The organism is Bradyrhizobium sp. SEMIA (assembly GCF_014844175.1).
Lineage (GTDB): Bacteria > Pseudomonadota > Alphaproteobacteria > Rhizobiales > Xanthobacteraceae > Bradyrhizobium > Bradyrhizobium arachidis.
Genome location: NZ_CP046601.1, coordinates 9,369,564 through 9,391,903, shown reverse-complemented (window position 1 = coordinate 9,391,903; position 22,340 = coordinate 9,369,564). Strand labels below are relative to the sequence as shown.

Annotated in this window: 23 protein-coding genes and 2 pseudogenes; 5 read left to right on the top strand and 20 right to left on the bottom strand. The window is 62.8% G+C overall.

Annotated elements, in window-relative coordinates:
* Positions 1-91: 91 nt before the first annotated feature.
* The 8 genes and pseudogenes from FOM02_RS45035 to FOM02_RS45000 all read right to left on the bottom strand — a co-directional run bounded on the left by FOM02_RS45035 (position 92) and on the right by FOM02_RS45000 (position 8,282).
* On the bottom strand, positions 92-1,006 hold the full coding sequence (locus tag FOM02_RS45035; protein WP_265441239.1) for a DMT family transporter: 915 nt from the start codon (positions 1,004-1,006) through the stop codon (positions 92-94).
* 79 nt (positions 1,007-1,085) lie between these two features.
* Positions 1,086-1,880, bottom strand: a complete 795-nt coding sequence (locus FOM02_RS45030) for an NUDIX hydrolase (protein WP_027559848.1) — start codon at positions 1,878-1,880, stop codon at positions 1,086-1,088.
* A gap of 4 nt (positions 1,881-1,884) precedes the next feature.
* Entirely contained in the window at positions 1,885-2,838 is a 954-nt protein-coding gene (locus tag FOM02_RS45025; protein WP_265441238.1) for a dihydrodipicolinate synthase family protein, read from the bottom strand.
* 102 nt (positions 2,839-2,940) lie between these two features.
* Positions 2,941-3,818, bottom strand: a pseudogene (locus FOM02_RS45020) (SDR family oxidoreductase).
* Between the two features lie 175 nt (positions 3,819-3,993).
* Complete coding sequence (locus FOM02_RS45015; RefSeq protein ID WP_027559851.1) at positions 3,994-4,854, bottom strand: MaoC family dehydratase; 861 nt, start codon at positions 4,852-4,854, stop codon at positions 3,994-3,996.
* A 220-nt stretch (positions 4,855-5,074) separates the two neighbouring features.
* Complete coding sequence (locus tag FOM02_RS45010; protein ID WP_027559852.1) at positions 5,075-5,464, bottom strand: Zn-ribbon domain-containing OB-fold protein; 390 nt, start codon at positions 5,462-5,464, stop codon at positions 5,075-5,077.
* Between the two features lie 158 nt (positions 5,465-5,622).
* Positions 5,623-6,687 carry an IS110 family transposase gene (locus FOM02_RS45005; RefSeq protein ID WP_265441237.1) on the bottom strand — a complete coding sequence of 355 codons (1,065 nt, stop codon included), beginning with the start codon at positions 6,685-6,687 and terminating at the stop codon, positions 5,623-5,625.
* A 506-nt stretch (positions 6,688-7,193) separates the two neighbouring features.
* The gene (locus FOM02_RS45000; RefSeq protein WP_265442273.1) at positions 7,194-8,282 is read right to left on the bottom strand and encodes an IS110 family transposase; all 1,089 of its coding nucleotides are present in this window, start codon (positions 8,280-8,282) and stop codon (positions 7,194-7,196) included.
* 203 nt (positions 8,283-8,485) lie between these two features.
* Here FOM02_RS45000 and tnpA point away from each other — a divergent pair, with 203 nt between their 5' ends.
* From tnpA to tnpC, 3 genes are all read left to right on the top strand, one after another.
* Complete coding sequence (gene tnpA / locus FOM02_RS44995) at positions 8,486-9,382, top strand: IS66-like element accessory protein TnpA (protein WP_265441236.1); 897 nt, start codon at positions 8,486-8,488, stop codon at positions 9,380-9,382.
* Complete coding sequence (gene tnpB / locus FOM02_RS44990) at positions 9,379-9,732, top strand: IS66 family insertion sequence element accessory protein TnpB (RefSeq protein WP_265441235.1); 354 nt, start codon at positions 9,379-9,381, stop codon at positions 9,730-9,732. The genes tnpA and tnpB overlap by 4 nt, the downstream gene beginning before the upstream one ends.
* Positions 9,733-9,801: 69 nt before the next feature.
* Entirely contained in the window at positions 9,802-11,328 is a 1,527-nt protein-coding gene (gene tnpC / locus FOM02_RS44985) for an IS66 family transposase (RefSeq protein WP_265441234.1), read from the top strand.
* 403 nt (positions 11,329-11,731) lie between these two features.
* On the opposite strand, the gene FOM02_RS44980 is transcribed toward tnpC, so the two are convergent.
* The 4 genes from FOM02_RS44980 to FOM02_RS44965 form a co-directional block, all read right to left on the bottom strand.
* Complete coding sequence (locus tag FOM02_RS44980) at positions 11,732-12,796, bottom strand: IS110 family transposase (protein ID WP_265441233.1); 1,065 nt, start codon at positions 12,794-12,796, stop codon at positions 11,732-11,734.
* Positions 12,797-13,130: 334 nt separating this feature from the next.
* Positions 13,131-13,811: a lytic transglycosylase domain-containing protein gene (locus tag FOM02_RS44975; RefSeq protein WP_265441232.1), complete on the bottom strand. Its 681-nt coding sequence runs from the start codon at positions 13,809-13,811 to the stop codon at positions 13,131-13,133.
* Between the two features lie 152 nt (positions 13,812-13,963).
* On the bottom strand, positions 13,964-14,476 hold the full coding sequence (locus FOM02_RS44970; protein ID WP_265441231.1) for a S26 family signal peptidase: 513 nt from the start codon (positions 14,474-14,476) through the stop codon (positions 13,964-13,966).
* Complete coding sequence (locus FOM02_RS44965) at positions 14,473-14,937, bottom strand: DUF2840 domain-containing protein (protein ID WP_265441230.1); 465 nt, start codon at positions 14,935-14,937, stop codon at positions 14,473-14,475. Before FOM02_RS44965 ends, FOM02_RS44970 begins: the two co-directional genes overlap by 4 nt.
* 278 nt (positions 14,938-15,215) lie before the next feature.
* On the opposite strand from FOM02_RS44965, the gene FOM02_RS44960 reads away from it, so the two are divergent.
* A complete protein-coding gene (locus FOM02_RS44960; protein ID WP_265441229.1) occupies positions 15,216-16,265 on the top strand; it encodes an IS110 family transposase in 1,050 nt (349 codons plus the stop codon).
* Between the two features lie 587 nt (positions 16,266-16,852).
* Here FOM02_RS44960 and FOM02_RS44955 read toward each other — a convergent pair.
* The 5 genes and pseudogenes from FOM02_RS44955 to FOM02_RS44935 all read right to left on the bottom strand — a co-directional run bounded on the left by FOM02_RS44955 (position 16,853) and on the right by FOM02_RS44935 (position 19,375).
* Positions 16,853-17,734: a replication initiator protein A gene (locus tag FOM02_RS44955; protein WP_265441228.1), complete on the bottom strand. Its 882-nt coding sequence runs from the start codon at positions 17,732-17,734 to the stop codon at positions 16,853-16,855.
* A gap of 22 nt (positions 17,735-17,756) precedes the next feature.
* Positions 17,757-18,038, bottom strand: coding sequence for a helix-turn-helix transcriptional regulator (locus tag FOM02_RS44950; protein ID WP_008561544.1), 282 nt, complete (start codon positions 18,036-18,038; stop codon positions 17,757-17,759).
* A gap of 131 nt (positions 18,039-18,169) precedes the next feature.
* A complete protein-coding gene (locus tag FOM02_RS44945; RefSeq protein WP_265441227.1) occupies positions 18,170-18,667 on the bottom strand; it encodes a DUF2285 domain-containing protein in 498 nt (165 codons plus the stop codon).
* A 79-nt stretch (positions 18,668-18,746) separates the two neighbouring features.
* On the bottom strand, positions 18,747-18,941 hold the full coding sequence (locus tag FOM02_RS44940) for a transcriptional regulator domain-containing protein (RefSeq protein WP_265441226.1): 195 nt from the start codon (positions 18,939-18,941) through the stop codon (positions 18,747-18,749).
* Between the two features lie 165 nt (positions 18,942-19,106).
* Positions 19,107-19,375: pseudogene (locus FOM02_RS44935) on the bottom strand (DUF2285 domain-containing protein).
* A 208-nt stretch (positions 19,376-19,583) separates the two neighbouring features.
* Between FOM02_RS44935 and FOM02_RS44930 the strand changes: the two are divergent.
* Positions 19,584-19,811, top strand: coding sequence for a helix-turn-helix domain-containing protein (locus FOM02_RS44930; protein ID WP_050385492.1), 228 nt, complete (start codon positions 19,584-19,586; stop codon positions 19,809-19,811).
* A gap of 64 nt (positions 19,812-19,875) precedes the next feature.
* Here FOM02_RS44930 and FOM02_RS44925 read toward each other — a convergent pair whose 3' ends face one another.
* From FOM02_RS44925 to FOM02_RS44915, 3 genes are all read right to left on the bottom strand, one after another.
* Positions 19,876-20,196: a DUF736 domain-containing protein gene (locus FOM02_RS44925; RefSeq protein ID WP_018454792.1), complete on the bottom strand. Its 321-nt coding sequence runs from the start codon at positions 20,194-20,196 to the stop codon at positions 19,876-19,878.
* Between the two features lie 545 nt (positions 20,197-20,741).
* Positions 20,742-21,224 (bottom strand): hypothetical protein, encoded by a 483-nt coding sequence (locus tag FOM02_RS44920; protein ID WP_265441225.1) that lies wholly within the window; start codon positions 21,222-21,224, stop codon positions 20,742-20,744.
* A 139-nt stretch (positions 21,225-21,363) separates the two neighbouring features.
* A complete protein-coding gene (locus tag FOM02_RS44915; protein WP_265441224.1) occupies positions 21,364-22,287 on the bottom strand; it encodes a DUF2493 domain-containing protein in 924 nt (307 codons plus the stop codon).
* Between the last annotated feature and the right edge of the window lie 53 nt (positions 22,288-22,340).

Below are 22,340 nucleotides of genomic sequence, written 5' to 3'. Positions count from 1 at the left end.
AATATACGACGTATTGCAGGCCCGGGGGAACATGCCTCGGGACGTCCAATATCCTTAATATTCCGGCCTACCGCCCTCCTCCGTCTCGACTTTATGACGCCCTGGCGCTGGCCCGCCGGCCAGCCGGGATCGTCATGGCGGCGACGCCGAGGACGACGCAGGCGAGCCCGATCCAGGCTGTCCGGCTCAGGGTCTCGCCAAGGAAGGCGACGCTGATGGCGACCCCGATGGGAACACGCAAGTACGCCTGCGCGGTGGTTCCGACCGAGCTCAGGGTCTGGATCAGGCGGAAGTAGATCGCAAACGCCGCCGCGGTCGAGAATACGGCGAGCGCAAGCAGGGCCAGCACCGAGCTCAGCGAGGGCGTTACCATCCAGGGCTGCTCGACGCCCAGCGAGGCCGGGATCAGCACCGCCGCCCCCGTCAGCAGCGAGCCGGCCGCCGGCGCCATGGGATCGAGGCCCTTGAAGCTGCGGCCGAAGATCGCGGCGCAGGCATAGCAGATGGTGGCGGCGACGATCGCGGCCTCCGCAACGATGCCGCCGCCGATGTCATGGACCGCATCGACGCCGACGATCAGCAGGATGCCGGCCATGCCTGCGACCACGCCGATCAGCTTTCGCGGCGTCGTCGCCTCGTGGCGGGTGACGATTGCGGTGAGCAGGAAGGTGAAGATCGGTCCGGCCGAGTTGAGGATGGTGGCAAGCGCGGCATCGACGTGGCGCTCGCCCCAGGCGATCAGCGTCCAGGGAATGACGCTGTTGAGCACGGCCTGGAACGCGAAGCGCTGCCAGGTCGCGGCATCCGTCGGCATCCTAATGCCCCTCACCCACATCACGAGGAGCAGCAGCAGCCCCGCGATCGCCGTGCGCGCCGCGATCAGCGTGATCGGCGGGATGGTGGCGACGCCGAGCTTGATGAAGGTGTAGGAGCCGCCCCAGAGCGTTGCGAGCGCGACCAGCAGCGCCAGCTCGACGGCGATGTTGGTGTCCTGCCTGATATCCATCGTCCGTCCCGTCCATTTCGCAATAGACGGAACCTAGCGCGTCCCCGCTCGCTAATACTTCGTTGTGTGTCGAAGTGTATCAGCCGACCGCGCCGACCTCGAACACCTCGCCGTCATAACCTGCCTCGCGAGGGATGCGGAGCTGGCGCCCGGTTTCGGTCTTGGTCATCACAGGCATCACCGTGATGATGGACATGCCGCGGGCGTGCTCCATCGCAGCGTTCACGTTTGGCTGCTTGGCGAGCCGGATCAGATTGCGCGTGGTCGGGAACGGCAGCTTGAAACGGCCGCTCTCGCCGCCCTCCACCGCCTCGCGCGGCGAGACCCAGATGGAGTCGGTGGACTCACGGCCGTCATGCGCGCCGAGCTGGTCGGGCGGCGCTGCTGCGAGGAAGAACCAGGTGTCGAACCGCTTCGGCATGCCCTCCGGCGTGATCCAGTGCGCATAGGGCACGAGCGTGTCGAGCGCGAGCTGGAGGCCGTTGTCGGCGAGAATACTGAGGAAGCTGATCTTGTGCTCGTTGAGCGCGATGCGGTGCGCGTCCGCGATCTCGCCTGCGCGTTTGGCATCGACCGGCGCGCCTGTGTCCTTCGACCGCGCCAGCAGGATGCCGCTCTCCTCAAAAGTCTCGCGGATCGCGGCGATACGAAAACCGCGGTCGGCCTCGCTCAAGCCCTCGCTGCCTGAATAGAGGTCGGCGCGGGCGACGATCTCCTGATCGCCGGCATCGACGCTGCCGCCGGGAAACACCAGCGCGCCCGAGTTGAACTCGATCTGATGATGGCGGACCATCATGAAGACTTCGATTTCCTTGACGCCATCGCGCAGCAGGAGGATCGTCGAGGCCGGGCGTGATGCTGATGTCTCGGGCATTCAACTAACCTGCAGCGCTGGATTGCGGGCCGAGATTGGCGCGCTTGTCGAAACGGGCGACGCGCGACAAGAGGTAGTCGACCTCCGCCTTCGCCGTCGCCGTCGTGGTCGCGCCGGGCTTACGCTGCGCGCTGGAGGCGATGATGCCGCGCTTCTGCAGCACGTATTTGCGTACGGTGAGGCCGACGCCGGGCTGCTGCTCATAGCGGATCAGCGGCAGATGCGCGTCGAAGATGTCATGCGCGGCATCGCGCTTGCCGGCCTTGGAGAGGTTCACGACGTCGATCAGGAGTTCGGGGAACGCGTAACCGGTCATGGCGCCGTCGGCGCCGCGCTCCATCTCGAAATCGAGGAATGTGCCGCCATTGCCGCAGAGGATCGAGAGCGGACGCAGCGAGCCGTCCTTCTGGAAGCCGCGCAGGGTCGAAATCTTCTCCAGGCCCGGCCAGTCCTCGTGCTTGAGCATCACGCAGTTCGCATTGTCCATGACGATCTTGCGGATCACCGAGGGAGTGAACACGACCGAGAGCGTCAGCGGATAGTCCTGGAGCACCCAGGGAATGTCGGGGCCGATCGCCTCGGCCGCCTGCTTGAAATAGCCGACGATCTGGTCGTCGGTGCGAAGCGAGGGCGGCGGCGCGATCATCACGCCGGCCGCGCCGGCGTCCATCGAGGCTTTCGCCAGCGAGCGCATGGTGGCAAAGCCCGGTGCGGAGACGCCGACGATCACCTGCATCTTCTTGGCGCGCTTGACGTAGCGCACCGCCACCCGCTCGGCTTCAGTGGCATCGAGCTTGGGAGCCTCACCGAGGATGCCGAGCACCGTGACGCCGTCGCAGCCGACCTCCTCGTAGAAATCGGTCAGGCGGTCGATCGAGCGCTCGTCGATCCGGCCGTCGTCGTGGAACGGCGTCGGCGCGATTGCGAAGGTGCCCTTGGCGTCGGCGGTGAGTTTCATCAGTCTCTCTCTTTCTCCGTCATTCCGGGGCGCGCGCAGCGCGAACCCGGAATCTCGAGGTTCCGGGTTCGTGCTTCGCACGCCCCGGAACGACAAAAAAGCCTAAAACCTCCGCGCGCCCATCTTGATCTGCTCCTCGGAGAAGAAGATCTCCTTGGCGTGATCGACGATGTCCTGGGCGTTCCAGCCCGAGTGCGGCGGTTTCCAGCCTTCCATCTCCATCATCCGCATTTCGCGCACGCCGCGGGCCCGGACACGCCCAGCACCTTGCCGGTCTGGTCGCCCGACAAATCGCTGACCATGTATAGCACGGCCGGCGCGATGCCGTCCGGCCCCAGCGCCGCGCCGGGGTTCTCCTTATAGCGGGGCAGGTCTGCGGTCATGCGGGTCAGCGCGCCCGGGGCGAGCGTCCAGATCCGGATGTTGTACTTGCGGCCCTCGATCGCCAGCACGTTGGAGAGGCCCCAGATGCCGCCCTTGGCCGCGCCGTAATTGGTCTGGCCGAAATTGCCGATCAGCCCTGACGTCGAGGAGGTGTTGACGATGACGCCGCCACCGTTTTCCCGCATCCAGCGAAACACCGGCATGGTGCAACAAAAGGTGCCCTTCAGATGCACCTTGATGACCTTGTCCCAGTCGGCCTCGCTGGCCTTGTGAAAGGTCTGGTCGCGGAGGATACCCGCGTTGTTGACGAGGATGTCGGCGCGGCCAAAGTGCTTGATGGCGTCGTCGAACACCGACTGGCCGCCTTCCATGGTGGAGATGTCCGCACCGTTGGCGACCGCCTTGCCGCCCTCGGCCTTGATCGCATCCACCACCTGCTGCGCCATCGACTTGTCGGCGCCTGAGCCGTCGCGGGGGCCGCCGAGATCGTTGACGACGACCGAGGCCCCTTCCCTCGCGAACAGCTTGGCGTAGGCCTCACCGAGCCCGCCTCCCGCGCCGGTGATCAGCGCGACCTTGCCGTCGAGTAGTCCCATGGTGGCTTCTCCCTGTTTATTTTTCTAACCTCGCCCCGCTTGCGGGGAGAGGTCGATCGCGTAGCGATCGGGTGAGGGGTACAGGTCTCACTATCGTCTCGGCTCGTGGCGAGGGCCCCTCACCCCGTCCTCTCCCCGTAAGAACGGGGCGAGGGCGCGAGACATCGGCGCCTGCCTAACCCAGCACCGTCTTGCCGTTCTTGATCACGGTGACGCCGCGCGACTTCACCTTGACCTCGAACGAGATCACGTTGCCGTCCTTCCAGAGGTCCATGGTCACGGTCTCACCGGGATAGACGGGCGAAGAGAATCGCGCGACGTGCTGGCGGAACGCGCTGGCGTCGTAGTCGGCATAGGTCTGGAGCACGCCGCGGCAGGTGATGCCGTAGGTGCACATGCCGTGCAGGATCGGGCGCGGGAAGCCGGCCTTCTTGGCGAACTCGGGATCAGAGTGCAGCGGATTGCGGTCGCCGCAGAGGCGATAGACCAGCGCCTGGTCCGGACGCGTGACGATATCGATGGTCTTGTCGGGCGAACGCGTCGGGATCTTGTGCGGATCGGGCTGGGTCAGGTTTGGCCCACCGAAGCCGCCGTCGCCGCGCGCGAAGCGCGAGGCAACCAGCGTTGCCAGCTTCTCGCCCTTCTCGTTCTTTAGCACGGTCTGGTGGCTGATGATGACGCCCTTGTCCTTGCCCTTGTCGTAGACCTCGAGCACGGAGGAATCTGCGGTGATGTTGGCTGCCACCGGCAGCGGCTGATGGAAGGTGATGTCGCGCTCACCGTCCACCACCATCACCCGGTTGAGGTTCATCTCGCCGGGACCCGAACCCCAGGCCGCAACGGAGGCAAAGGTCGGCACCACCTTCAGCGGCCGCGGCGTGAACGTGCCCTCGTTGACGAAGGCGAGCTCGTTCTCGTCCATGGGGTCTGCACCCAGGCCAATGCCATAGGCGTAGAGCATGACCTCGCGATCGCCGTAGGCGTATTTCTGGCCGAGGTTTTTCAGGCCTTTGAGTTCTTCGTATCTGGCGGACATTTTTCTGGTTTCCTCCCGGTATTCCTCTCAGCGAGCAACGGCGGTTGAGAATGTGCCCTCTCCCCTTGCGGGAGAGGGCAGCACCGCCCTTGCAACAAACTCACTCGGGTGAGGGGTTGCCTCCGCAATGACACTTCTCGTGTGGAGAGAGACCCCTCACCCGGCAGCCTTCGGCTGCCACCCTCTCCCGCAAGGGGAGAGGGTTACGTCTTGCATCACATCAGGCCGGCGTGAAGAACGGCAGCGGGGCGCCGTCGGTCGGCTTGAACACCACCTTCACCTTCTGGCCGATCCTCAGCTTCTCGAGATCGCAGTCGACGAAATTGGTCTGCACCGACGGTCCTTCCTTCAGCGTGACGTAGCCGATGGCGTAAGGACCGGTCGGTGACTTCCGCATCAGGCTCCAGGTGTAGATCGTCCCCTCGCCCGACGCCTCTTCCCACACCGTCTTGTCGGAGTAGCAGAACGGGCAGATCGAGCGTGGGAAGTAATGCGCTTCGCCGCAGGCGGTGCAGCGCTTGATCATGAACTTGCCCTGCTTGGCCGCATCCCAGAATGCGGCGGTCTCAGGATTGGTCACCGGGGCCGGATATTTTTTCGCTTCGCTCATCACACGCGCTCCAGAATGGCCGTCGAGGCGGCGTGGCGCATTCCCCGTTTCGCGGCCCCGCCAGGGGACGCTCACCGCGCGCGCGGATCTCTAGTCGTTACTCCTTCTCTCCATGCTGGCTGCAACACCAGCACCAATCTTTTGCGCCCCTGCTGCAACTACTGCGCAGGCCTCAAACGAAGTCGTTGCGTAACCTTGGCACCGAACCCGACGTGGAAGTCGGTCTGATTGATCCACATCCTGTGCAGGATGCTCGCAAGTTTGCGTGCGACCGCGACGATCGCGCACAGCATGCTCGACCGTTTGGCGATCCGCAGGCCCCAGGCCCGCAAGGCCGACCATTTCCTGACCCGCAACAGAAGGCTTGCGGCCGCCTCGCAGAGCGCTTCGCGAACTGCGACGTCGCCCTGTTTGGTAATTCGGCCTTCGAAGTCGATGGACGTTCCAGACTGGTGTCGCCTTGGCGTCAGGCCAAAATGCGCGCCAACCGTTCGAGATCGCGCAAAACGGAGAGGGTCATCAACACCAACCTTGAACGAAAGGGCGGCAACGGGACCGACGCCGGGTACGGTCATTAGTCGACGACAGATCGCATCATGCTGGACCACCTGCAGGAGCACCTTATGCAATCGTTCGTAGCCCTCGAAGATCGCTCGCCGCACGTCCAACATGGACTCAATCATCATGGAAAATACCGGATCGCTGTGCTCGATGAGCTCGCGGACCCGCGCTTCGTATTCCCCGCGGCCGACCGCTCCAACCATCAGACCGTACGCCCTCAGCGTGCCACGAATGTGGTTCTCAAGGTCGATCAGCTTGCGCTTGAGGAGCTTCCTGTTGGCCAGCAGCGAGCGCATCTTCTGCATCTCGATGTTCTTGACATGGACGGCGCGGTACCAGCCCAGCCGCATCATCTGCGCGATGCCGCGCGCATCGTTGCGGTCGGTCTTGTTGCGCATCGTTGACAGAGAAACGCGCATGTGGCGCGCCTCCACGACAATGACTGGAAGCCCAGCTGGCTGCAATTCGCGATGCAGCCAGATGCCTAGCGATGACGCCTCGACCCCCACTCTATCGAGGCGATCCGCGTAGCCCTCTACAGCGGAGCGGATCGCCTCTGGCTCCGTGCTGACTTTGACTTCGCGAACCGTGAGACCCTCGCCATCGACGATGCAAACGCTGGTTTCTTCCAGGCCGACGTCCAGTCCAACGTACAATTTCATCGGAGCTCTCCCTTGTTGCAACGACGTTCCAAGTCGTTGCACCAGGCTCCGGATTCGGCCACGACCGTCTTATCCCCGTGCACCGGTATCTCGAAGCCCGATTTGAAGAGCCCTCTTAATCGGTCGTGTCGTCTCTCTGATCTCACCCATTCTCGCTTCCTTTCTCGCTTGCGACAAGGCCCTCTGCGCCATGCTTGAACACGCTGCGCCACCACAGCCACGAGTCCCGGTGCGCCGTGCACTCTTCCGCGCTCATCGACGGCACAAACTCGCTGCAGCAAGGCAGCGCGGACGCCGTCGCGGCGCATCTTTCCATCGGTCTGACGGAGCCACATCACAGGCAATCCGGCGCGATCGGCAGGCATCCGAAGATGCACCGTCGCAGGCAAGATAACGTGCGTTCCGTCGTCGTTGATCTGCACCAGGTCTCTTCCGCTTGTGGCGGAGCTCCGTGTTCAAAGCCTTGCGGTCATCGGGTCATTGATCTGCAATTGAGCTCGGGCTGGTCATGCATGGGCTCCGAGCAGCTTGCGGTCCTTCGCGGCGGCACGTGCGCTCACGTCCGTCCTCGATGCGCCCGGATCGCCACAATAAAACGTGCCATCGACCCACATCGCGTGCATGATCACCGCAAGCTTGCGTGCCACCGCAACGGTCGCCTTGCGGTGGCTCGTGCGCTTGGCGATCGCAAGCCCCCAGGTCTTGACCTTGTCCTTGCGCTTGAAGCGGGTCAGCAACGCACTTGCCGCCTCATAAAGCGCCCGCCGCACGTCGCCATCGCCCGCCTTGCTGATCCGCCCCTGCACGTCGATCGACGTGCCGGACTGCCAACGCCGCGACGTCAAACCAAAATAGGCCGCCACGTCACGCGACCGCTTGAAGCGTGCGGGGTCGTCGATCGCCGTCATGAAGCTCAGTGCTGCCACCGGGCCGACGCCGGGGATCTGCATGAAGCGCCGGCACAGCTCATGTCCGGCGACTAGCTTGACCACCAGATCGTGCAGCCGGCAGTACTCCGTCCACAGCGCCGCGCGCGCGTTCAGCATGGCATCGATCAGCTCGCTGACCAGCGCATCACCCGCCACCGCCTCGCGCACCGCTTGCGCAAAGCCGCCGCGGCCAACATGACTGAGGCGAATGCCAAACACCTTCAACGAGTGGCGAATCGCGTTCTCCAGATCGAGAAACTTGCGCTTCAGATTGCGCCGGTGCGTCAAGAGCAGCCGCAGCCGGTAGCAGGCTTCGCTCTTGATATGCGCCTTGCGGAACCAACCGGTGCGCATCAAATGCGCCAGGCCCAGCGCGTCCGTCCGGTCGGTCTTGTTGCGCTGCGCCTTCAGCGCGGCGCGGACGTGGAAGGTCTCCAGGCAGACAGCCGGCAAGCCGAGCTTCAACAGTTCCGGGTGCAGCCAGGGCGACAGCGACCCCGCCTCGTGGCCGAGCCGCCGCAAGCGGCCACGATACGGCTCGAGCGCCGTCTTGATCGCGTCCGGATCGGTCACCACCGCGACTTCCAGCACCACCTTGCCGGTGCCGTCCACCACGCAGATTGCCGTCTCGTCCATGCCGACATCCAAACCACAGAAGAATTCCATCACACGCCTCCCGCGTTGCTGAGGCGGCGTAGTGTGCGGGTTATTCATCGCGCAGACCACTTGCTCGGCCGCCGCAAGTCCCGGCGCAGACCGATTGCGGGCGGCCTTCCTAATCGGGCGGGTAACCGTCCGGTCTCTGCACACCTTCCCCCTCGTGTGTTGTCGTTCCATTTCGGGTTCTCTGCTGCTGTGGAGAATCTCCGGTGGGATCCAAACATTTCGAGAACAAAGCGCGCCGCGAATGGTGGTCGCTGCACATCGAAGCGTGGCGTCGAAGCGGTATCGGGATCCGCAAATACTGCCAGCAACAACGTCTGACCGAGAACACTCTGCGGCGTTGGCTGAAGCGGCTGGCCGGTAATGAGACCGCGCTTAAGCTCGAGAAATATCAGACGGAATTGCGCCGCGACCGCGCCCGGGACGAGCGGGAAAAGGCGCTGCGAAAGCAGAAGCAGCGCAGGTTCACGGTCACCTCGGATGTGCGCAATCGGGCCTCGCAGGCGTTCTGGGCCATGCATGTCGAGGCGCTGAACTGGAGCGGAATGGAGCTCCGCGCCTACGCCGCGGCGATGCAGTTGTCGCCGCATTCGCTGCGCAAATGGCGTGACCGACTGGCCGCTGGCGAGGTCACGATCGACTGGCGCGCGCATCTTCACCCCTCTGCCCGTCTAGCCGTTAGCACTAGTGCTAGGAACTCACAGCCCGAACGCCGCTTGACAGCCGCCGAAATCGGCGATCCGGCCGCTCCCAAGGCACCGGCCAGGCGGTTCTTCAGCGACGAGGAGAAGCTCGCGATCGCCAGGGAAACTGAGCTGCCAGGCGCCAAGGTCTCTGCCGTCGCACGCAAGCATGGCATCGTCACGGGGCTGCTGTTCCGCTGGCGCGCACAGTTCGGCATCGCGCAAAAGAAGCGCTCCAAGCTCGCCCGCGTCGTGCTGCCCGACGACATGCCCGCCGCACGCGCCCTGCGCGATCTCGTGCGTCCACCGGAGGGCATGATGGCCGTCGATCTCGATGACGGACGGCGTGTCTTCGCTCCCGCCGGCAGCGATCCGGATGCCGTGCGAGCGCAGATCGAGAGCGGAGAGACAGCATCATGATGTTCGCTCCTGCAGGCGTGAAGGTGCACCTGGCACTCGGCTACACCGACATGCGCAAGGGCATGGACGGCCTTGCAATGCTGGTCCAGGAAACGCTGAAGAAGGATCCGTTCTCCGGTCATCTGTTTGCCTTCCGCGGCAAGAAGGCATCGATCTTGAAGGTCCTTTTCTGGGACGGAAACGGGCTTTGTCTGTTCACCAAACGCATCGATCAGGGCGGCTTCGTGTGGCCGGTGATGGCGGGCTATGATGGCTCGATCACGCTGACGCCGGCGCAGCTCGCGATGCTGATCGAAGGCATCGACTGGCGCGCGCCAGAACGCGTATGGAAGCCTGCGATTGCAGGATGATCTGCAAAAACTGGTGCTGAACTGAGTTGCGATTCTTCTACGAATCAGCGTGTTCGAGTACCATCGGACATGCAGCTCGATCTCACCAATCTCCCCTCCGATCCTGAGCTTCTGCAGCGCCTGGTGCGCGACATCGCTGCTGCGATCGACCATCGCGACACCGAGATCGAGCGTCTCAAGTCCATCATAAAACAGCTGCAGCGAATGCAGTTCGGCCGCAGCTCCGAGCGCATCGATCCCGACCAGCTTGCACTCGGTCTGGAGGATCTCGACAGCGACATTGGCCGCGTCGAAGAAGCGCAACCGAAGGTCACACCGGACGCCAAACCTCCGCCGCGACGTCGTGCGCTGCCCGATCATCTGCAACGCGAAGACGTTCTGCTTGACGTCCAGGACCGGGTCTGCAGCTGCTGTGGCGGTGCTCTTCATCTGATCGGCGAGAGCGTCAGTGAGATGCTGGATTGGATGCCCGCCCAGCTTCGCGTTGTGCGTACGACCCATCCTAAATACGCCTGCCGAGCCTGCAACACCGTGGTGCAAGCCGGCGCGCCGGAACGATCGATCGCCGGTGGCCTGGCGACGCCGGCGCTGCTCGCGCACGTATTGATCGGCAAATACTGCGATCACCTTCCGCTCTATCGGCAGTCGCAGATCTTCGACCGTCATGGCGTCAATCTCTGCCGCTCGACGCTCGCGGACTGGGTTGGAGGCGCATGCTGGTGGCTCGAGGCTTTGCACGAACGGCTGTGCAAGAACGTGTTCGCCTTCAACCATCTCTTTGCCGATGACACGCCGATCCCGGTACTCGATCCTGGCCGCGGACGAACCAAGACGGGACGGCTCTGGGTGTACGCCCGCGAGCAACGGCCCTGGAGCGGACCCGAACCTCCGGCCGCCATCTACCTGTTCGCGCCCGACTGCAAGGCCGAGCGACCGGTCGCACATCCTGCTGCCTTCAAGGGCATCCTTCATGTCGACGGATATGCTGGCTTCGAGCAGCTGGCCGACAAGGAGGGCATCACGCTCGCAGCTTGCTGGAGCCACTCGCGACGCAAGTTCTACGATGTGGCCGAAGCCACGGCGTCTCCTGTGGCGACAGAAGCCCTGCGCCGGATCGGCGAACTCTATGCCATCGAGGCGCGCATCCGCGGCCAATCGCCTGACTACCGTCTTGCCGAACGCAGGACGTTCTCCAAGCCAATCGTCGACGGGCTGAACGTCTGGCTCGATACACAGCTCCGCCTGGTCTCCGGCTGCAGCACGCTTGCCAAGGCGATCCGCTATGCGCTCTCGCGGTGGCATGGCTTGACACGATTCCTGAACGACGGCCGCGTCGAGCTCGACACCAATCCGGTCGAGCGCGCGATCCGTCCCGTCACGCTCGGCCGCAAGAACCACCTGTTCGCCGGCAGCGACGGTGGCGGACATCGCTGGGCAGTGGTCAGCTCGCTCATCACGACCTGCAAGCTGAACGACGTCGAGCCTTACGCCTATCTGCGGGACGTCCTGCAGCGGATGATCGAGGGACATCCCGTCAATCGCCTCGACGAATTGCTGCCGTGGAGCTGGACGCTGACTGATCATGTCAAGACCTGAGGCATGTGCAGCGGCCGGACGCTTACTCGGGCGGGCAAAGTCAACTCATTCCTACGCTTTTCTTCGACTCTTCGAACTTCAGCCATTACCGACTCCCTGCATCGACAACGCACACGCGTCACCGCAACGCTTGCGATCAGCATTCACCAGGCGGGGTCCATGCGTTCCTTCGCGTTCAGCACTTCGGCCGTCGCATGCTCTTCATCAGGTTCGTAAACAGGGCTGTCCAAGCAGTCCGGCGCTCTCGTTCCCGAAGGACGGCAGCAGGCAAGAGATAGCGGACATTCCCCGTTTCGCGGCCCCGCCAGGGGACGCTCACCGCGCGCGCGGATCTCTAAATTCGTTCCCTCCTCAGCATGCTGGGAGCGGTCCCAGCCTCTTCCTATGCTCGTCTACGTAGCTGCTACTGCGCTGGCTTTAGGCGCAGCCGTTGCGTGACCTTGGCGCCGAATCCGACGTGGAAGTCGGTCTCGCTGACCCACATCCGGTGGAGAATACCCGCGAGCTTTCGCGCGACCGCGGCAATCGCACACAGCATGCTCGACCGCTTGGCTATCCGCAGGCCCCACGCCCGCAAGGCCGACCATTTTCTGACCCGTAGCAGCAGACTTGCAGCCGCCTCACACAGCGCCTCCCGCACGGAGATATCGCCCTGTTTGCTGATCCGACCCTCAAAATCGATCGATGTACCGGATTGGTGGCGCTTCGGCGTCAGGCCAAAATGGGCGCCCACGGTGCGGGATCGGGCAAAGCGATGAGGGTCATGAACGCCAACCTTGAATGACAAAGCGACGACCGGACCGACGCCTGGAACCGTCATCAGACGCCGGCAAACAGGATCATGCTGGACCACCTGCAGGAGCACGCGATGCAGCCGATCGTAGCCCTCGAGGAGTGCGCGGCGCACGTCCAGCATGACCTGGATCGACATCACAAAAATCGGGTCGCTGTGCTCGATCAGCTCGCGGACACGGGCCTCAAAGGCACCTCGGGCAACCGCTCCGACGAGCAATCCATAGGCCCGCAGTGCACCCCGAACATGGTTCTCGAGGTCGATCAATTTGCGCTTGAGCAGCTTCCGGTTGGTCAACAACGTACGCATTTTCTGCATGTCGATATTCTTGACATGCACAGCGCGGTACCAACCCAGCCGCATCATCTGCGCGGTGCCGCGCGCATCGTTTCGGTCGGTTTTGTTGCGCATTGTCGACAGCGAAACGCGCATATGGCGCGCTTCCACGACAATGATTGGAAGCCCGACTGGCTGCAATTCGCGATACAGCCAGATGCCAAGCGATGACGCCTCGACCCCGACCCTATCGAGGCGATCCGCGGAGCCCTCTACAGCGGAGCGGATCGCCTCTGGCTCCGTGCTGACCTTAATTTCGCGGACCGTGAGACCCTCGCTATCGACGATGCAAACGCTGGTTTCTTCAAAGCCGACGTCCAATCCAACATAGAGTTTCATCGGAGCTCTCCCTTGTGGCAACGACCTTCCAAGTCGTTGCACCAGGCTCCGGATTCGGCCACGACCGTCTTATCCCCGTGCACCGGTATCTCGAAGCCCGATTTGAAGAGCCGTCCTGCCGTCGTGGTCTCCCGGTCGCCAGTTCCCGAAATCGCCGCCGCGACTTGGCAGCCAACTCGCGAAGCCCCCACTGCTTCCGAGCGCTTGCGATAGCGATCGTTACCCGAAGGGCCGAGACACCCGAAGGGTGGCTCGGTGAGGAGCGAAGCGACGAGTAGAGCGCGGGCCGAAGGCATCGCCCATACGCCATCAGCTTGCGAACCCGCACACTTGGTCATTGCGATACTCCCGAATCTGATCGAGAGACGAAGACGCCAACAGGCCGGGGGACCATGGGCGAAACATCGGGCGCCGAAATTGCGGTCGTGACACCGCTCGACGGCATGAACGACGGCAACCGATCGCGCATTTTCATGGGATCGGATCGCGTGACGAATAGCGTCGAAGTTGCTGATGGCTGTCCGCTCGACCCCCACCTCGGCGGCAGTTCGATGGCAAGCAGGTTTGCAAGCTTTGCGACGTATGCTCGCGTCTCGCCTGGCAGAGAGCCGCCTGCGAGATGCTCTTCATAGCGAGATGGTCCCGCGTTGTACGCGGCAAAAACGCCAGGCGAGCCATACCGATCGAGCAGTTCGCGCAAGTAAGCCGTGCCGGCCAGAATGTTGTCGTGCGGGTCGTAAGGGTCGTTCCCGAGATTGTAGCGCTCGCGAAGTTCCTTCCAAGTCGCCGGCATGATTTGCATCAGGCCCATTGCGCCTTTTGGCGATCTGGCGTGCACGTCACCAGCACTCTCGATGCTTTGGACTGAACGGATCCAGTCAGGCGCAATCGCGAAGCGTTGTGAGGCTTCATTGATGAAGCCGTTAAATAAGTGAGCGTCCTGACTGATGGCCGGCTGGGCGGCTGATCCGCTCTGGGTCAAAGCAGCACTGTCGAACGCGGTCAGAAAGAGCATCAGGGGCACAACAGCACAAACGCGCGTACCCAACCGACCCAAGCACGTGGTCGGGCTCGCGCCAGCCTTGCAGACATCGGCCGAGACAGAGGAATGATCCCGCAGTCGATCTAACAAGGGAATGGCGAGGAGAATACGTCGAATGCGCACGATCACTCCTCCCACGTCCACACCGGCATCGCACGGCCGATCACGCTAGATGCCGGAAGAAATCCAAAGTACCGGCCATCAAGAGAGTCGTCCGACTGCCAGTTCATCAGAAACAGCTCGCCGTCGCCGGCGACGCGGCAGCCCTGCCATTTCGGCAGCGGCCGCCCGCGTCCGTCGCGATCCCTCGCCTCGCCCACCGCGATATCGTCGACCGAAATCGTGAGGCCGGTTCTGCAAACGCGCTGCCCCGGAAGGGCGAGCACGCGCTTCAGCATGGGGACGCCAATGGGCAAATAGCCGTTAAGGTCGAGGAAGGTCGCGAGCGGCTCCGGCGGTTGCACGGCGACCAGCTCGGTAACGTGGAAGCGTTCAGCCGGTCGCAGGCGATAGAGACCGATCGGCACGCTTGCCGATGCATTCCAGATGTACAGCGGCAGCGGCTCCAGGACGAGTGTCACGACGAGCGCGGTAGCGGCTCCAAGTGTCACCGCCAGCGTCTTCAAGCGGCCCGTCATCGCGTTACCCTCTGCCGATGAAGCCAGGCCTGGTGGCGCGCTTTCGTGTAGGGACGCGGGTTTTCGTTGACGGACAGGCGGTTATGGACGTGATGCCAATGATCAGGCGCGACATCAGCGGGATCGATGCCGAGTGCCTCGACGCCCTCGATCATCTGCAGCACGCGCTCCACCTTCGGCCAGCCGGACAGACAGAGCAGGATCTCCCCGCCCGGCTTCACATAAGGAACAGTCGAGCAGCGCTGTCCCGGCGCGACCGCGCGCAGGATATCGATCCGCGAAATGACCGTGCCAAAGTCGTTGGAGGTCCAGCGAACGAAGGCAAAGATGCTGCCTGCCGCAAATGACAGGACACGTCGATGGCGATCAATCTTCCGTTCCTTGACGATGCGGCCGAACCGAATGCGGTTTTCGATCCGCTTCTCGAGCCACAGCACTTCGACTTCGGTGAGGTCATTCATGCTGCTGCTCCCGGAACGGCGAATGTGGAGCCGTAAGCATCGGGGCCGGTGAAGCACCTGTGCGGCTCATGCCGGAAAGGAGGATTGACAGCCCGCGGGCGCCGGTCGCGAGCGATGCGGTTTCCGGTCTGCTCCGTTAGAAGAAATCCGAAGGATTTCTGGTTAGCCGGGGTACTGACTCGTGTCCCCTCGCCGGCCGCGCTGCGGCGAGAATGCCTCACAACGATTCGCGAACGGGATGCGCGGTGCGTCCCGGCGATCGGCAGTGGAGGCGAACGATGGACTTCTATGCAGGGCTCGACGTGTCGCTGGAGGCGACGAACATTTGCATGGTGGATGGCGACGGCAACATCGTCCGGGAGGCCAAACTCGACACCGATACGGACGCGATCGAGCTGTTCCTGGCGGAATGGGGCATCCACCTCAAGCGCGTCGGGCTGGAAGCGTTCTCCTACTCGGCCTGGCTGTTCACGGCGCTCGCCGAAAAGGGCCTGCCCGTGATCTGCATCGAGACCCGGCATGCCAAGGCGGCGCTGAACGCGATGCTGAACAAGACCGACCGCAACGACGCCAAGGGCATTGCGCAGATGATGCGGACCGGCTGGTTCCGGGCGGTCCATGTCAAGTCGGAAGGCGCGCAAACGCTTCGGGCGCTGCTGATCGGGCGCAAGGCGCTGCTTGACAAGGTGCTCGACATGGAGAACATGATCCGCGGCCTGCTCAAGCCATTCGGCCTGAAGGTCGGCGAGATCTCGGTCGGCCGTTTTGCAACTCGGGTGCACGAGATCGTGGCCGGGAAGAAGGAATTGGAAGCCATCGTCACGCCGTTGCTGGACGCCCGCAATGCGATGCGGCTGCAGCTGGCAAAACTGCACCGCCTTGTCCTTGTGGCGGCGCGAAGCGACAGCGCGGTGCAGCGGATGATGACCGTGCCCGGAGTCGGCGCGCTGGTGGCGCTGACGTTCCGCGCCACCGTCGACGACCCGGCGCGATTCAGGAAGTCGACCAATGTCGGCGCGCATTTCGGCCTGACGCCACGGCGCTACCAATCCGGACAAACCGACCGCATCGGCGGCATCTCCAAATGCGGCGACGAGCTGACGCGGGCGATGCTGTACGAGGCTGCGATCGCGATCCTGACGCGCATTCCGAAGAATTTTAAGCTGCGGCTGTGGGGCCTGCGGCTGGCCAGGAAGAAGGGTCTGAAGCGCGCGGCGACGGCCGTTGCGCGTGCGCTCGCCGTGCTGCTGCACAAGATCTGGATCGATGGCACCACGTTCCGGTTTGGCGCCGGCGGCAAACGCGGCCGGGTCGCTGCGGCGATGTAAGAGCCTCCGCGACCCGGCCACTTCCACGCGCGCCTTTTCCTTCCGCCACGGCGGAGCAGCGTCTCCCGAGGAGACGGGGATTTGGGTGAGATCGCAACTTTTCTTGCCGGCGGCTTCATGATGAATTTTGAAGCCATCAAGCACGGCGCTGGTTAGCCTGCCCGCCCTTTCCTCAAATTCCGGCTTGTGGTGGCCATCGTGCCAACCACGGATGTTAGCGAGTTCTCCTCGACGAGCGAGTGGCTGCAAAAGGACGTGACGCGCACCAGGCGATGATGTCGACGTCAGCGATCGCGCAGATTTGCGCGTGATCGCGTTGACGCGCGTGCATTGGCGACAACAATCGTATTGCAGCGAAGCTTTGCGCGTGAGAGAGTGGATGCATGAGGCATCCTCGTTGCACGCGCGGCCGACTTGTTCACAACGTACTGATTCACAACAAGAAGTTAGTGTCAGTATGTTAGTAAAGTTAGAGCGGCCGGAAGGCGCGGAGAAACAAGCTCTTAAGCTCGATTCCGGTCCCCGATAGCACGAGGATCGGGTCCCCGATAGCACGAGGGTTGCGGTCCCCGATAGCACGAGCTGATTCACAGGTTGTCCTCCGAATTTGGAATGAGACCGCGGCAGCGCAAGCGTGCCGTTAAGGGATCAACAGGCTGAGGGGCGAAGTTCAGTCGCTCGCTGCCGTTCCGGTCTCGCGTGAGCACGAGCTGATAGCCGGGCAATGTCTGGCGCTGAACGATCTGACGGACGTCGTACGCAAAGTGCTTGAGCGGCGAGATGATGCCGGATTTGGCGTGGAGATGCACAAGGTCAAAGCTCCAGCCGCCTTCCTGGTGGCCGCCGTGCTTGCGCACGAGGCGGTAGAGCCACCGCTCAAGCCCGCCCGTGAGCTCGAAATAGGCACGATCGATCGTCAGCACGAGCGCGTCATCGATGACGCCCGCATAGAACCAGTCCGGCAGGATCAGCTCGAGCCCGAATGGACGGCCATTTGCATCCGCTGTCTCCTTCCACTCGTTGATCCAGGAGAAACGATGCCGTCGTCGTTCTGTCGCTTGGCGGATCGACGTCAGCACGGTCGTCGACTGTAGTCTGTCGAGACCCGCCTTCAGCCGGTCGTAGTCGCGCGCGCTGGTGCCGCGGCCGACAAACGTCAAAATCTCGTAAGGCGTTGCAGCCATCAGACGCGACGTCTTCAGACCTGCATCACGCGCTTCGACGATCTGGGAAGCAGCCCAGATCAGAACGTCGGCATCCCAAATGGTCGCCATGCCGTGTTCCGGCACGGCTTCGACACGAATTGCGATCGCGCCAGCACGGAAATCAATCGGCACGATCCGCTTGGTTTTTGCGAGCGAGAAGAACGGATAGGCCATCAGATCCTGCGCGTCGCGAGGCGCAAGATCGCCGGGTAGCGCCCGAAAGAGTTCAAGCTGGTCGCGCTCGGAATGTTGTTTGCGCCGCATGGTCATTGCTCTCACGCGGCAATCAGCGACGTTCCTGGCCTGCATAAGGTCGCAACGCCGGGTGCTTCTTAGCGGGCAGTACAGTCCCCTTGCCGGGGTCGGACGTCGACGTCTTGGCGCCCCGGTCGGCCCACGCTTTCAGGTCATCGACGGCGTAGACGACACGTCCGCCAATTTTCCGATATGTCGGTCCAGTACCGTATGTGCGGTGCTTCTCCAGCGTGCGACCGGACAGACCAAGATAACGCGCGGCCTCCGGTGTACGCAGGAATCGCGGGGGAAGACCGGCCATCGGATCGGGCATTTGAGAACTCCAGGAGGACAGCGCACTACGCTTGGCTAGGCCAGCGTGTGTGCGGTCATCATGGAGAAGCGCGGTATCCGAGGGGGATGCCGAACATCGAGAGGACGATTTTCGGCACCCCGGGGGCTGCGCTACCCGCCCCTGCGCCCGGGCCGCAGAAGTTTGCGGTAACCACCGCGCATCAAGGCGAGCCCGCTTTGCAGCAGGCGGATCGTTCGATTGCGCAGATCGTGGGTCTTCCACGCGCGATCGGGGACGCGTTTCTTGCCGAACAACGTTTCGGCAATAACGCGATAGCTAGCGCCCGCGCTGTGCGCGTCGAGCGCACGGATCGCAGCACTCAAGCGCTCGCGTCGCTGTTTGGATAATTGATGAAATGCAGGACCTGGCGCGCGTCCATTCATCGCGCGCCACAGCCGGCGGGCTGCATACGCACGTGCGTCGAAATCGCCGTCAAACGGCAATTCGGCCGCATATGTCGCGCCGAGCGCTGGCGCGTCTTTGGACCAAAGGCGGTGATCCGCTGAACCGATACGCAGCACGGCATGCCAGCCGTCGACAGCGCGGCGCACCTGGCCAGCTGTGAGGTCAAGCAGTGGCTGAGACTCCGAGACGAGTTCGGCCGTCAAGGCAATCGTGACCGGAACGACCGCCGCCAGAACCTCCGGCGCCCAAAAGTTCGTCTGCTCGTCGAACGATCTCTGCGGGTCATGGGCGAAAGCAGAGGCCCCATTTCCTCCTGAATTCTGGTGTCACTTCGCCATCAGGACTGTTGGCAATCATCACCTCGTACTCACGCCGATAGTCGGCGTTGCGACGGAGACATTCCCAGGCAATGTCGGTGACTTCCGCGTCTTGTAGGCTCTTGTAGGAATCCGGCGACCGCCAGTCGAATTCAGGCATTGCTTCCGCCCCATTGCACGCTGCTAACAACGATTGCGGCGCAATAGGTATGAACGAGGCGGTTGTAGGAAGACCCTAGTTTGGCACCACGTGGTGCACCGGAATGACCACCGACTAGCAAAAGCAAACAATTCTGCCTGCAAGAGACCAGCCGGTAGTTTTGTTCTATTTCGAGCCGGTGTCGCGTAACAGGCGCCCTTGCTCGGTCACCCATTTGGCACGCGCAAGGTGGCTCTGATATGCGCTCCACGCACGGTCCGGCTCTCGCTCGGGGTCCATATGCAAGACCACTCGAGCCACTTCGCGCCAGTCCGCACCCTCACCTTCGGCGTGCAGAACGCGCACGTGACAACATGCTGTTCGTCATAGGCCGTCAACGTCGGCTCGTTCGGCGCACTGTCAGCTACGTCTGGATCTAGGGATGGCTTCTGCATCATACCCGCTTTTAGAACGCCTATAAGCTACGCCATGGTTTGGTCGCAATCCAGACCTCCGTTGCCCCGCTGGAATCCTGGATATTCGTTCGGTATCAGCGACGGAGCGTGGCCGCGCACGTAGCGTCGCCACAGTCGATAGCATGTTGAACACGAATAGGAACGATCGTTCCTAGAACGATCGTTCCGGCTCAGTTCCCATATCGCCATGGATCTCAAAGAGATCATGGCTGTGAACCTGCGTCGGAAACGCCACGATCTACAAATGACGCAGGAGGAGCTGGCCGAGCGCGCGGGTTTAAGCGCCCGTTACGTCGGCGCCATCGAGCGCGGCGACGTATCAGCAAGCGTTACAGTGCTCGGGCAAATTGCTGAAGCATTAGGGGTCGAACCGGGGGACCTGCTCAAAAAAGCTGCGCGGCTTAGCAAATCGTAAGCCCGCTCAGGCCAGCCGCGAAGCGCCCCGCCCGGCGAACCGGACGGGGCTTGGTGGGGCGCTCTTACTCGCCGTTCTTGCGCGGCCGCGACCACAGAAGGGTGTAGCCCTCACCGCCTTCGTCATCGAACAGGTTCGCGTAGATCGGCGCGTTGAAGGAGGGGTCGTCGAGCTTGAGCGAGAGGTAGTCGCGGCCTTCCTCGGAACGCTTCGACCAGGCTGCGCCGATCTCCGCGCGACCTACATAGATGCGGTGGCTGGGAGCGTTGTCGTTGGAGCGGTTGGTCTCGGCGACGATGCGGACGCCCTTGGCTTGCAGGCTCAGGGTGACGATTTCGCCCTGGAAATCGTTGCCGACCTTCTTGAAAGAACCGATGTTAGCCATGTCATTTCTCCTGTTGTGTTTCGAGCCCGCGACCACCGCGGCCTCGATGGCGATCTGCAGGCCGAAGACGATCGGCGACGCACCCGCCCGCGGGCCGGAGCGCAGCGGAGGACGCCGTTGTGGCGACTTTCTTGCCTCGCGAGGAATGGGCGAAGCCCAGGGGAAGAAAGTCGCATCAACGGCGTTGCGGCTCAGACGATCGAGGCGAAGCCGGTCTTCGGCCAGATCAAGCCATCAATGAGGCCACGTGCGTCGCGTGCTGAACCGCAATCTCGGGAGAAGACGTGGCGTATCTCGGTTGTGCTGAACAAGAGATGGAAACGATTCGGCGCAGAAAGAGAAACAATCTGCTGCAAAGGGTGGTATCGTCTCCGAAGAAACGATCGAGACATCGCTGCTCCGCCGCAGGCTTAGTGGGGCCGGCCGAAATGGGGCGCTTGCTCAAGGCCCCGAGGGGGACTGCCCCTCCCCGCTCAGGTCCCGATCATCCCTCGTTCAATGCTTCGATCTATGCGAGCCTGCTCGACGACGAAGGCGGTGAACGGTCATCCCTCGCGCGTAGCGGTTGGAAGAACTGGGTGTGATGGATTCTCCACCAGCCCAGCCAGTTCGAGCGGGCGTGGCTCTGCAAAAGCAGTCAAGCGTGCCCACGTTGTGCCCCCAATACAGACCGCGCCCAGGCAAGCGAGGATCTCTCGCCAAGCCAGCGAGGGCATACCGATCTGGGACAGAGCGAACGCCACATGATAGCCGGCGACGGTGGCGGGAATAGCGAATGCTGTCGCGATTGCGATGCGCAAGGCCAAGGACCGAGCAACGGCAACCGCGATCCGGCCGAGGACGAGCGTCAACGCGCCGCCGGCCGTTCCGAGAAGCAGCGCGCCGATGAGACCGGCACCGCTCTGAAACGCCGTCATTCCGATACTCAGTGCGACAAAAAACGGAAGGGCATACACTGCGAGCGCGAAAATCGCCCAGCAGAATAGGCCGATGCCGAGTGTGTTGAGAACAAGCCCAATGGCGAGCATGGTGGTGGCTCCATGTGCATAGATTTGAGTGTCGCGCCTTCCACCACCACCACGGCGCGACCTGGACGTAAGATCGAAACGAGGCGGAGTTGCGGCGTGAGCAATTTCGCCTCGAAGTCTTCAATCGAGAAGACGGCGCTCACGCGCTGCCGAACCTCCAGACGGGAATGCCGAGCCGCTTCGCCTTGTCGGCGAGGTTGTCCTGAATGCCCGTGCCCGGGAAGTGCATAACGCCGATCGGCAGCAGTTCGAGCATGGCATCGTTGCGCTTGAAGGGTGCTGCCTTGGCATGTCTCGTCCAATCAGGCTTAAAGGCGATCTGAGGCACCTTGCGGATCGTCGCCCATTTGGATGCGATCAGTTCGGCCCCCTTCGGGGAGCTGCCATGGAGCAGGACCATGTCGGGATGCTTGGCATGAACCTTGTCGAGACGATCCCAGATAAGGTGGTGGTCGTTGAAGTCGAGCCCTCCGGTGAGCGCGATCTTCGGCCCAGCCGGCAGCATAACCTCGGTCTCGGCGCGGCGCTTGGCCGCGATGAAGTCGCGAGAGTCGATCATCGCTGCCGTCAGCGTACGATGGTTCACCAGCGATCCCGATCGGGGGCGCCAGAATGAGCCGGTGTGAGTCTCGAAGCGCTCTATGGCCTGATCACGGAAGAGCTCCAGGCAGTTGCGGCGCTCAATCAGCGTGATGCCTTCCGCCGTGATGCGTTCGAGTTCGACGGATCGAACTTCGGAACCGTCCTGCTCGCGCTGACTCTTCTGTTGCGCCTGTTCGTTGTCGTCGAGTTGGCGACCGATGCGGTCGACGGCACGATGGAACAGGTTGACAGTCGACCAGAGCAGATCGTCGAGGTCGGGCTCGAGCCGCGTGTCGCTCAACGTGGCGACCAGGGCATCGAAGATGTCAGCGACGGCACCGGTAATGATCCTGCCCTCGGGAAGCGGCCGTGGATCGGGCTGCTCGTCGAAGGGGCGGTAACCGAAGAGCTGCAATTCGGTAAGAACGTGTTCGGTCGCAGATGCGGCGTGCGGCGGTTCGATGTCATCGTGGTCGGTCATAGAGGCGATCCTTTGCCGGATCGGCCGCGACCATCGCGGCCTTCGTGGCGATC

What these genes read in the sequence shown, in the direction of transcription:
- FOM02_RS45035 (WP_265441239.1), bottom strand. Translation starts at nt 1,006, where the DNA reads ATGGATATCAGGCAGGACACCAACATCGCCGTCGAGCTGGCGCTGCTG.
- FOM02_RS45030 (WP_027559848.1), bottom strand. Translation starts at nt 1,880, where the DNA reads ATGCCCGAGACATCAGCATCACGCCCGGCCTCGACGATCCTCCTGCTG.
- FOM02_RS45025 (WP_265441238.1), bottom strand. Translation starts at nt 2,838, where the DNA reads ATGAAACTCACCGCCGACGCCAAGGGCACCTTCGCAATCGCGCCGACG.
- FOM02_RS45015 (WP_027559851.1), bottom strand. Translation starts at nt 4,854, where the DNA reads ATGTCCGCCAGATACGAAGAACTCAAAGGCCTGAAAAACCTCGGCCAG.
- FOM02_RS45010 (WP_027559852.1), bottom strand. Translation starts at nt 5,464, where the DNA reads ATGAGCGAAGCGAAAAAATATCCGGCCCCGGTGACCAATCCTGAGACC.
- FOM02_RS45005 (WP_265441237.1), bottom strand. Translation starts at nt 6,687, where the DNA reads ATGAAATTGTACGTTGGACTGGACGTCGGCCTGGAAGAAACCAGCGTT.
- FOM02_RS45000 (WP_265442273.1), bottom strand. Translation starts at nt 8,282, where the DNA reads ATGGAATTCTTCTGTGGTTTGGATGTCGGCATGGACGAGACGGCAATC.
- tnpB (WP_265441235.1), top strand. Translation starts at nt 9,379, where the DNA reads ATGATGTTCGCTCCTGCAGGCGTGAAGGTGCACCTGGCACTCGGCTAC.
- tnpC (WP_265441234.1), top strand. Translation starts at nt 9,802, where the DNA reads ATGCAGCTCGATCTCACCAATCTCCCCTCCGATCCTGAGCTTCTGCAG.
- FOM02_RS44980 (WP_265441233.1), bottom strand. Translation starts at nt 12,796, where the DNA reads ATGAAACTCTATGTTGGATTGGACGTCGGCTTTGAAGAAACCAGCGTT.
- FOM02_RS44975 (WP_265441232.1), bottom strand. Translation starts at nt 13,811, where the DNA reads ATGCTCTTTCTGACCGCGTTCGACAGTGCTGCTTTGACCCAGAGCGGA.
- FOM02_RS44970 (WP_265441231.1), bottom strand. Translation starts at nt 14,476, where the DNA reads ATGACGGGCCGCTTGAAGACGCTGGCGGTGACACTTGGAGCCGCTACC.
- FOM02_RS44965 (WP_265441230.1), bottom strand. Translation starts at nt 14,937, where the DNA reads ATGAATGACCTCACCGAAGTCGAAGTGCTGTGGCTCGAGAAGCGGATC.
- FOM02_RS44960 (WP_265441229.1), top strand. Translation starts at nt 15,216, where the DNA reads ATGGACTTCTATGCAGGGCTCGACGTGTCGCTGGAGGCGACGAACATT.
- FOM02_RS44955 (WP_265441228.1), bottom strand. Translation starts at nt 17,734, where the DNA reads ATGCGGCGCAAACAACATTCCGAGCGCGACCAGCTTGAACTCTTTCGG.
- FOM02_RS44950 (WP_008561544.1), bottom strand. Translation starts at nt 18,038, where the DNA reads ATGCCCGATCCGATGGCCGGTCTTCCCCCGCGATTCCTGCGTACACCG.
- FOM02_RS44940 (WP_265441226.1), bottom strand. Translation starts at nt 18,941, where the DNA reads ATGCCTGAATTCGACTGGCGGTCGCCGGATTCCTACAAGAGCCTACAA.
- FOM02_RS44930 (WP_050385492.1), top strand. Translation starts at nt 19,584, where the DNA reads ATGGATCTCAAAGAGATCATGGCTGTGAACCTGCGTCGGAAACGCCAC.
- FOM02_RS44925 (WP_018454792.1), bottom strand. Translation starts at nt 20,196, where the DNA reads ATGGCTAACATCGGTTCTTTCAAGAAGGTCGGCAACGATTTCCAGGGC.
- FOM02_RS44920 (WP_265441225.1), bottom strand. Translation starts at nt 21,224, where the DNA reads ATGCTCGCCATTGGGCTTGTTCTCAACACACTCGGCATCGGCCTATTC.
- FOM02_RS44915 (WP_265441224.1), bottom strand. Translation starts at nt 22,287, where the DNA reads ATGACCGACCACGATGACATCGAACCGCCGCACGCCGCATCTGCGACC.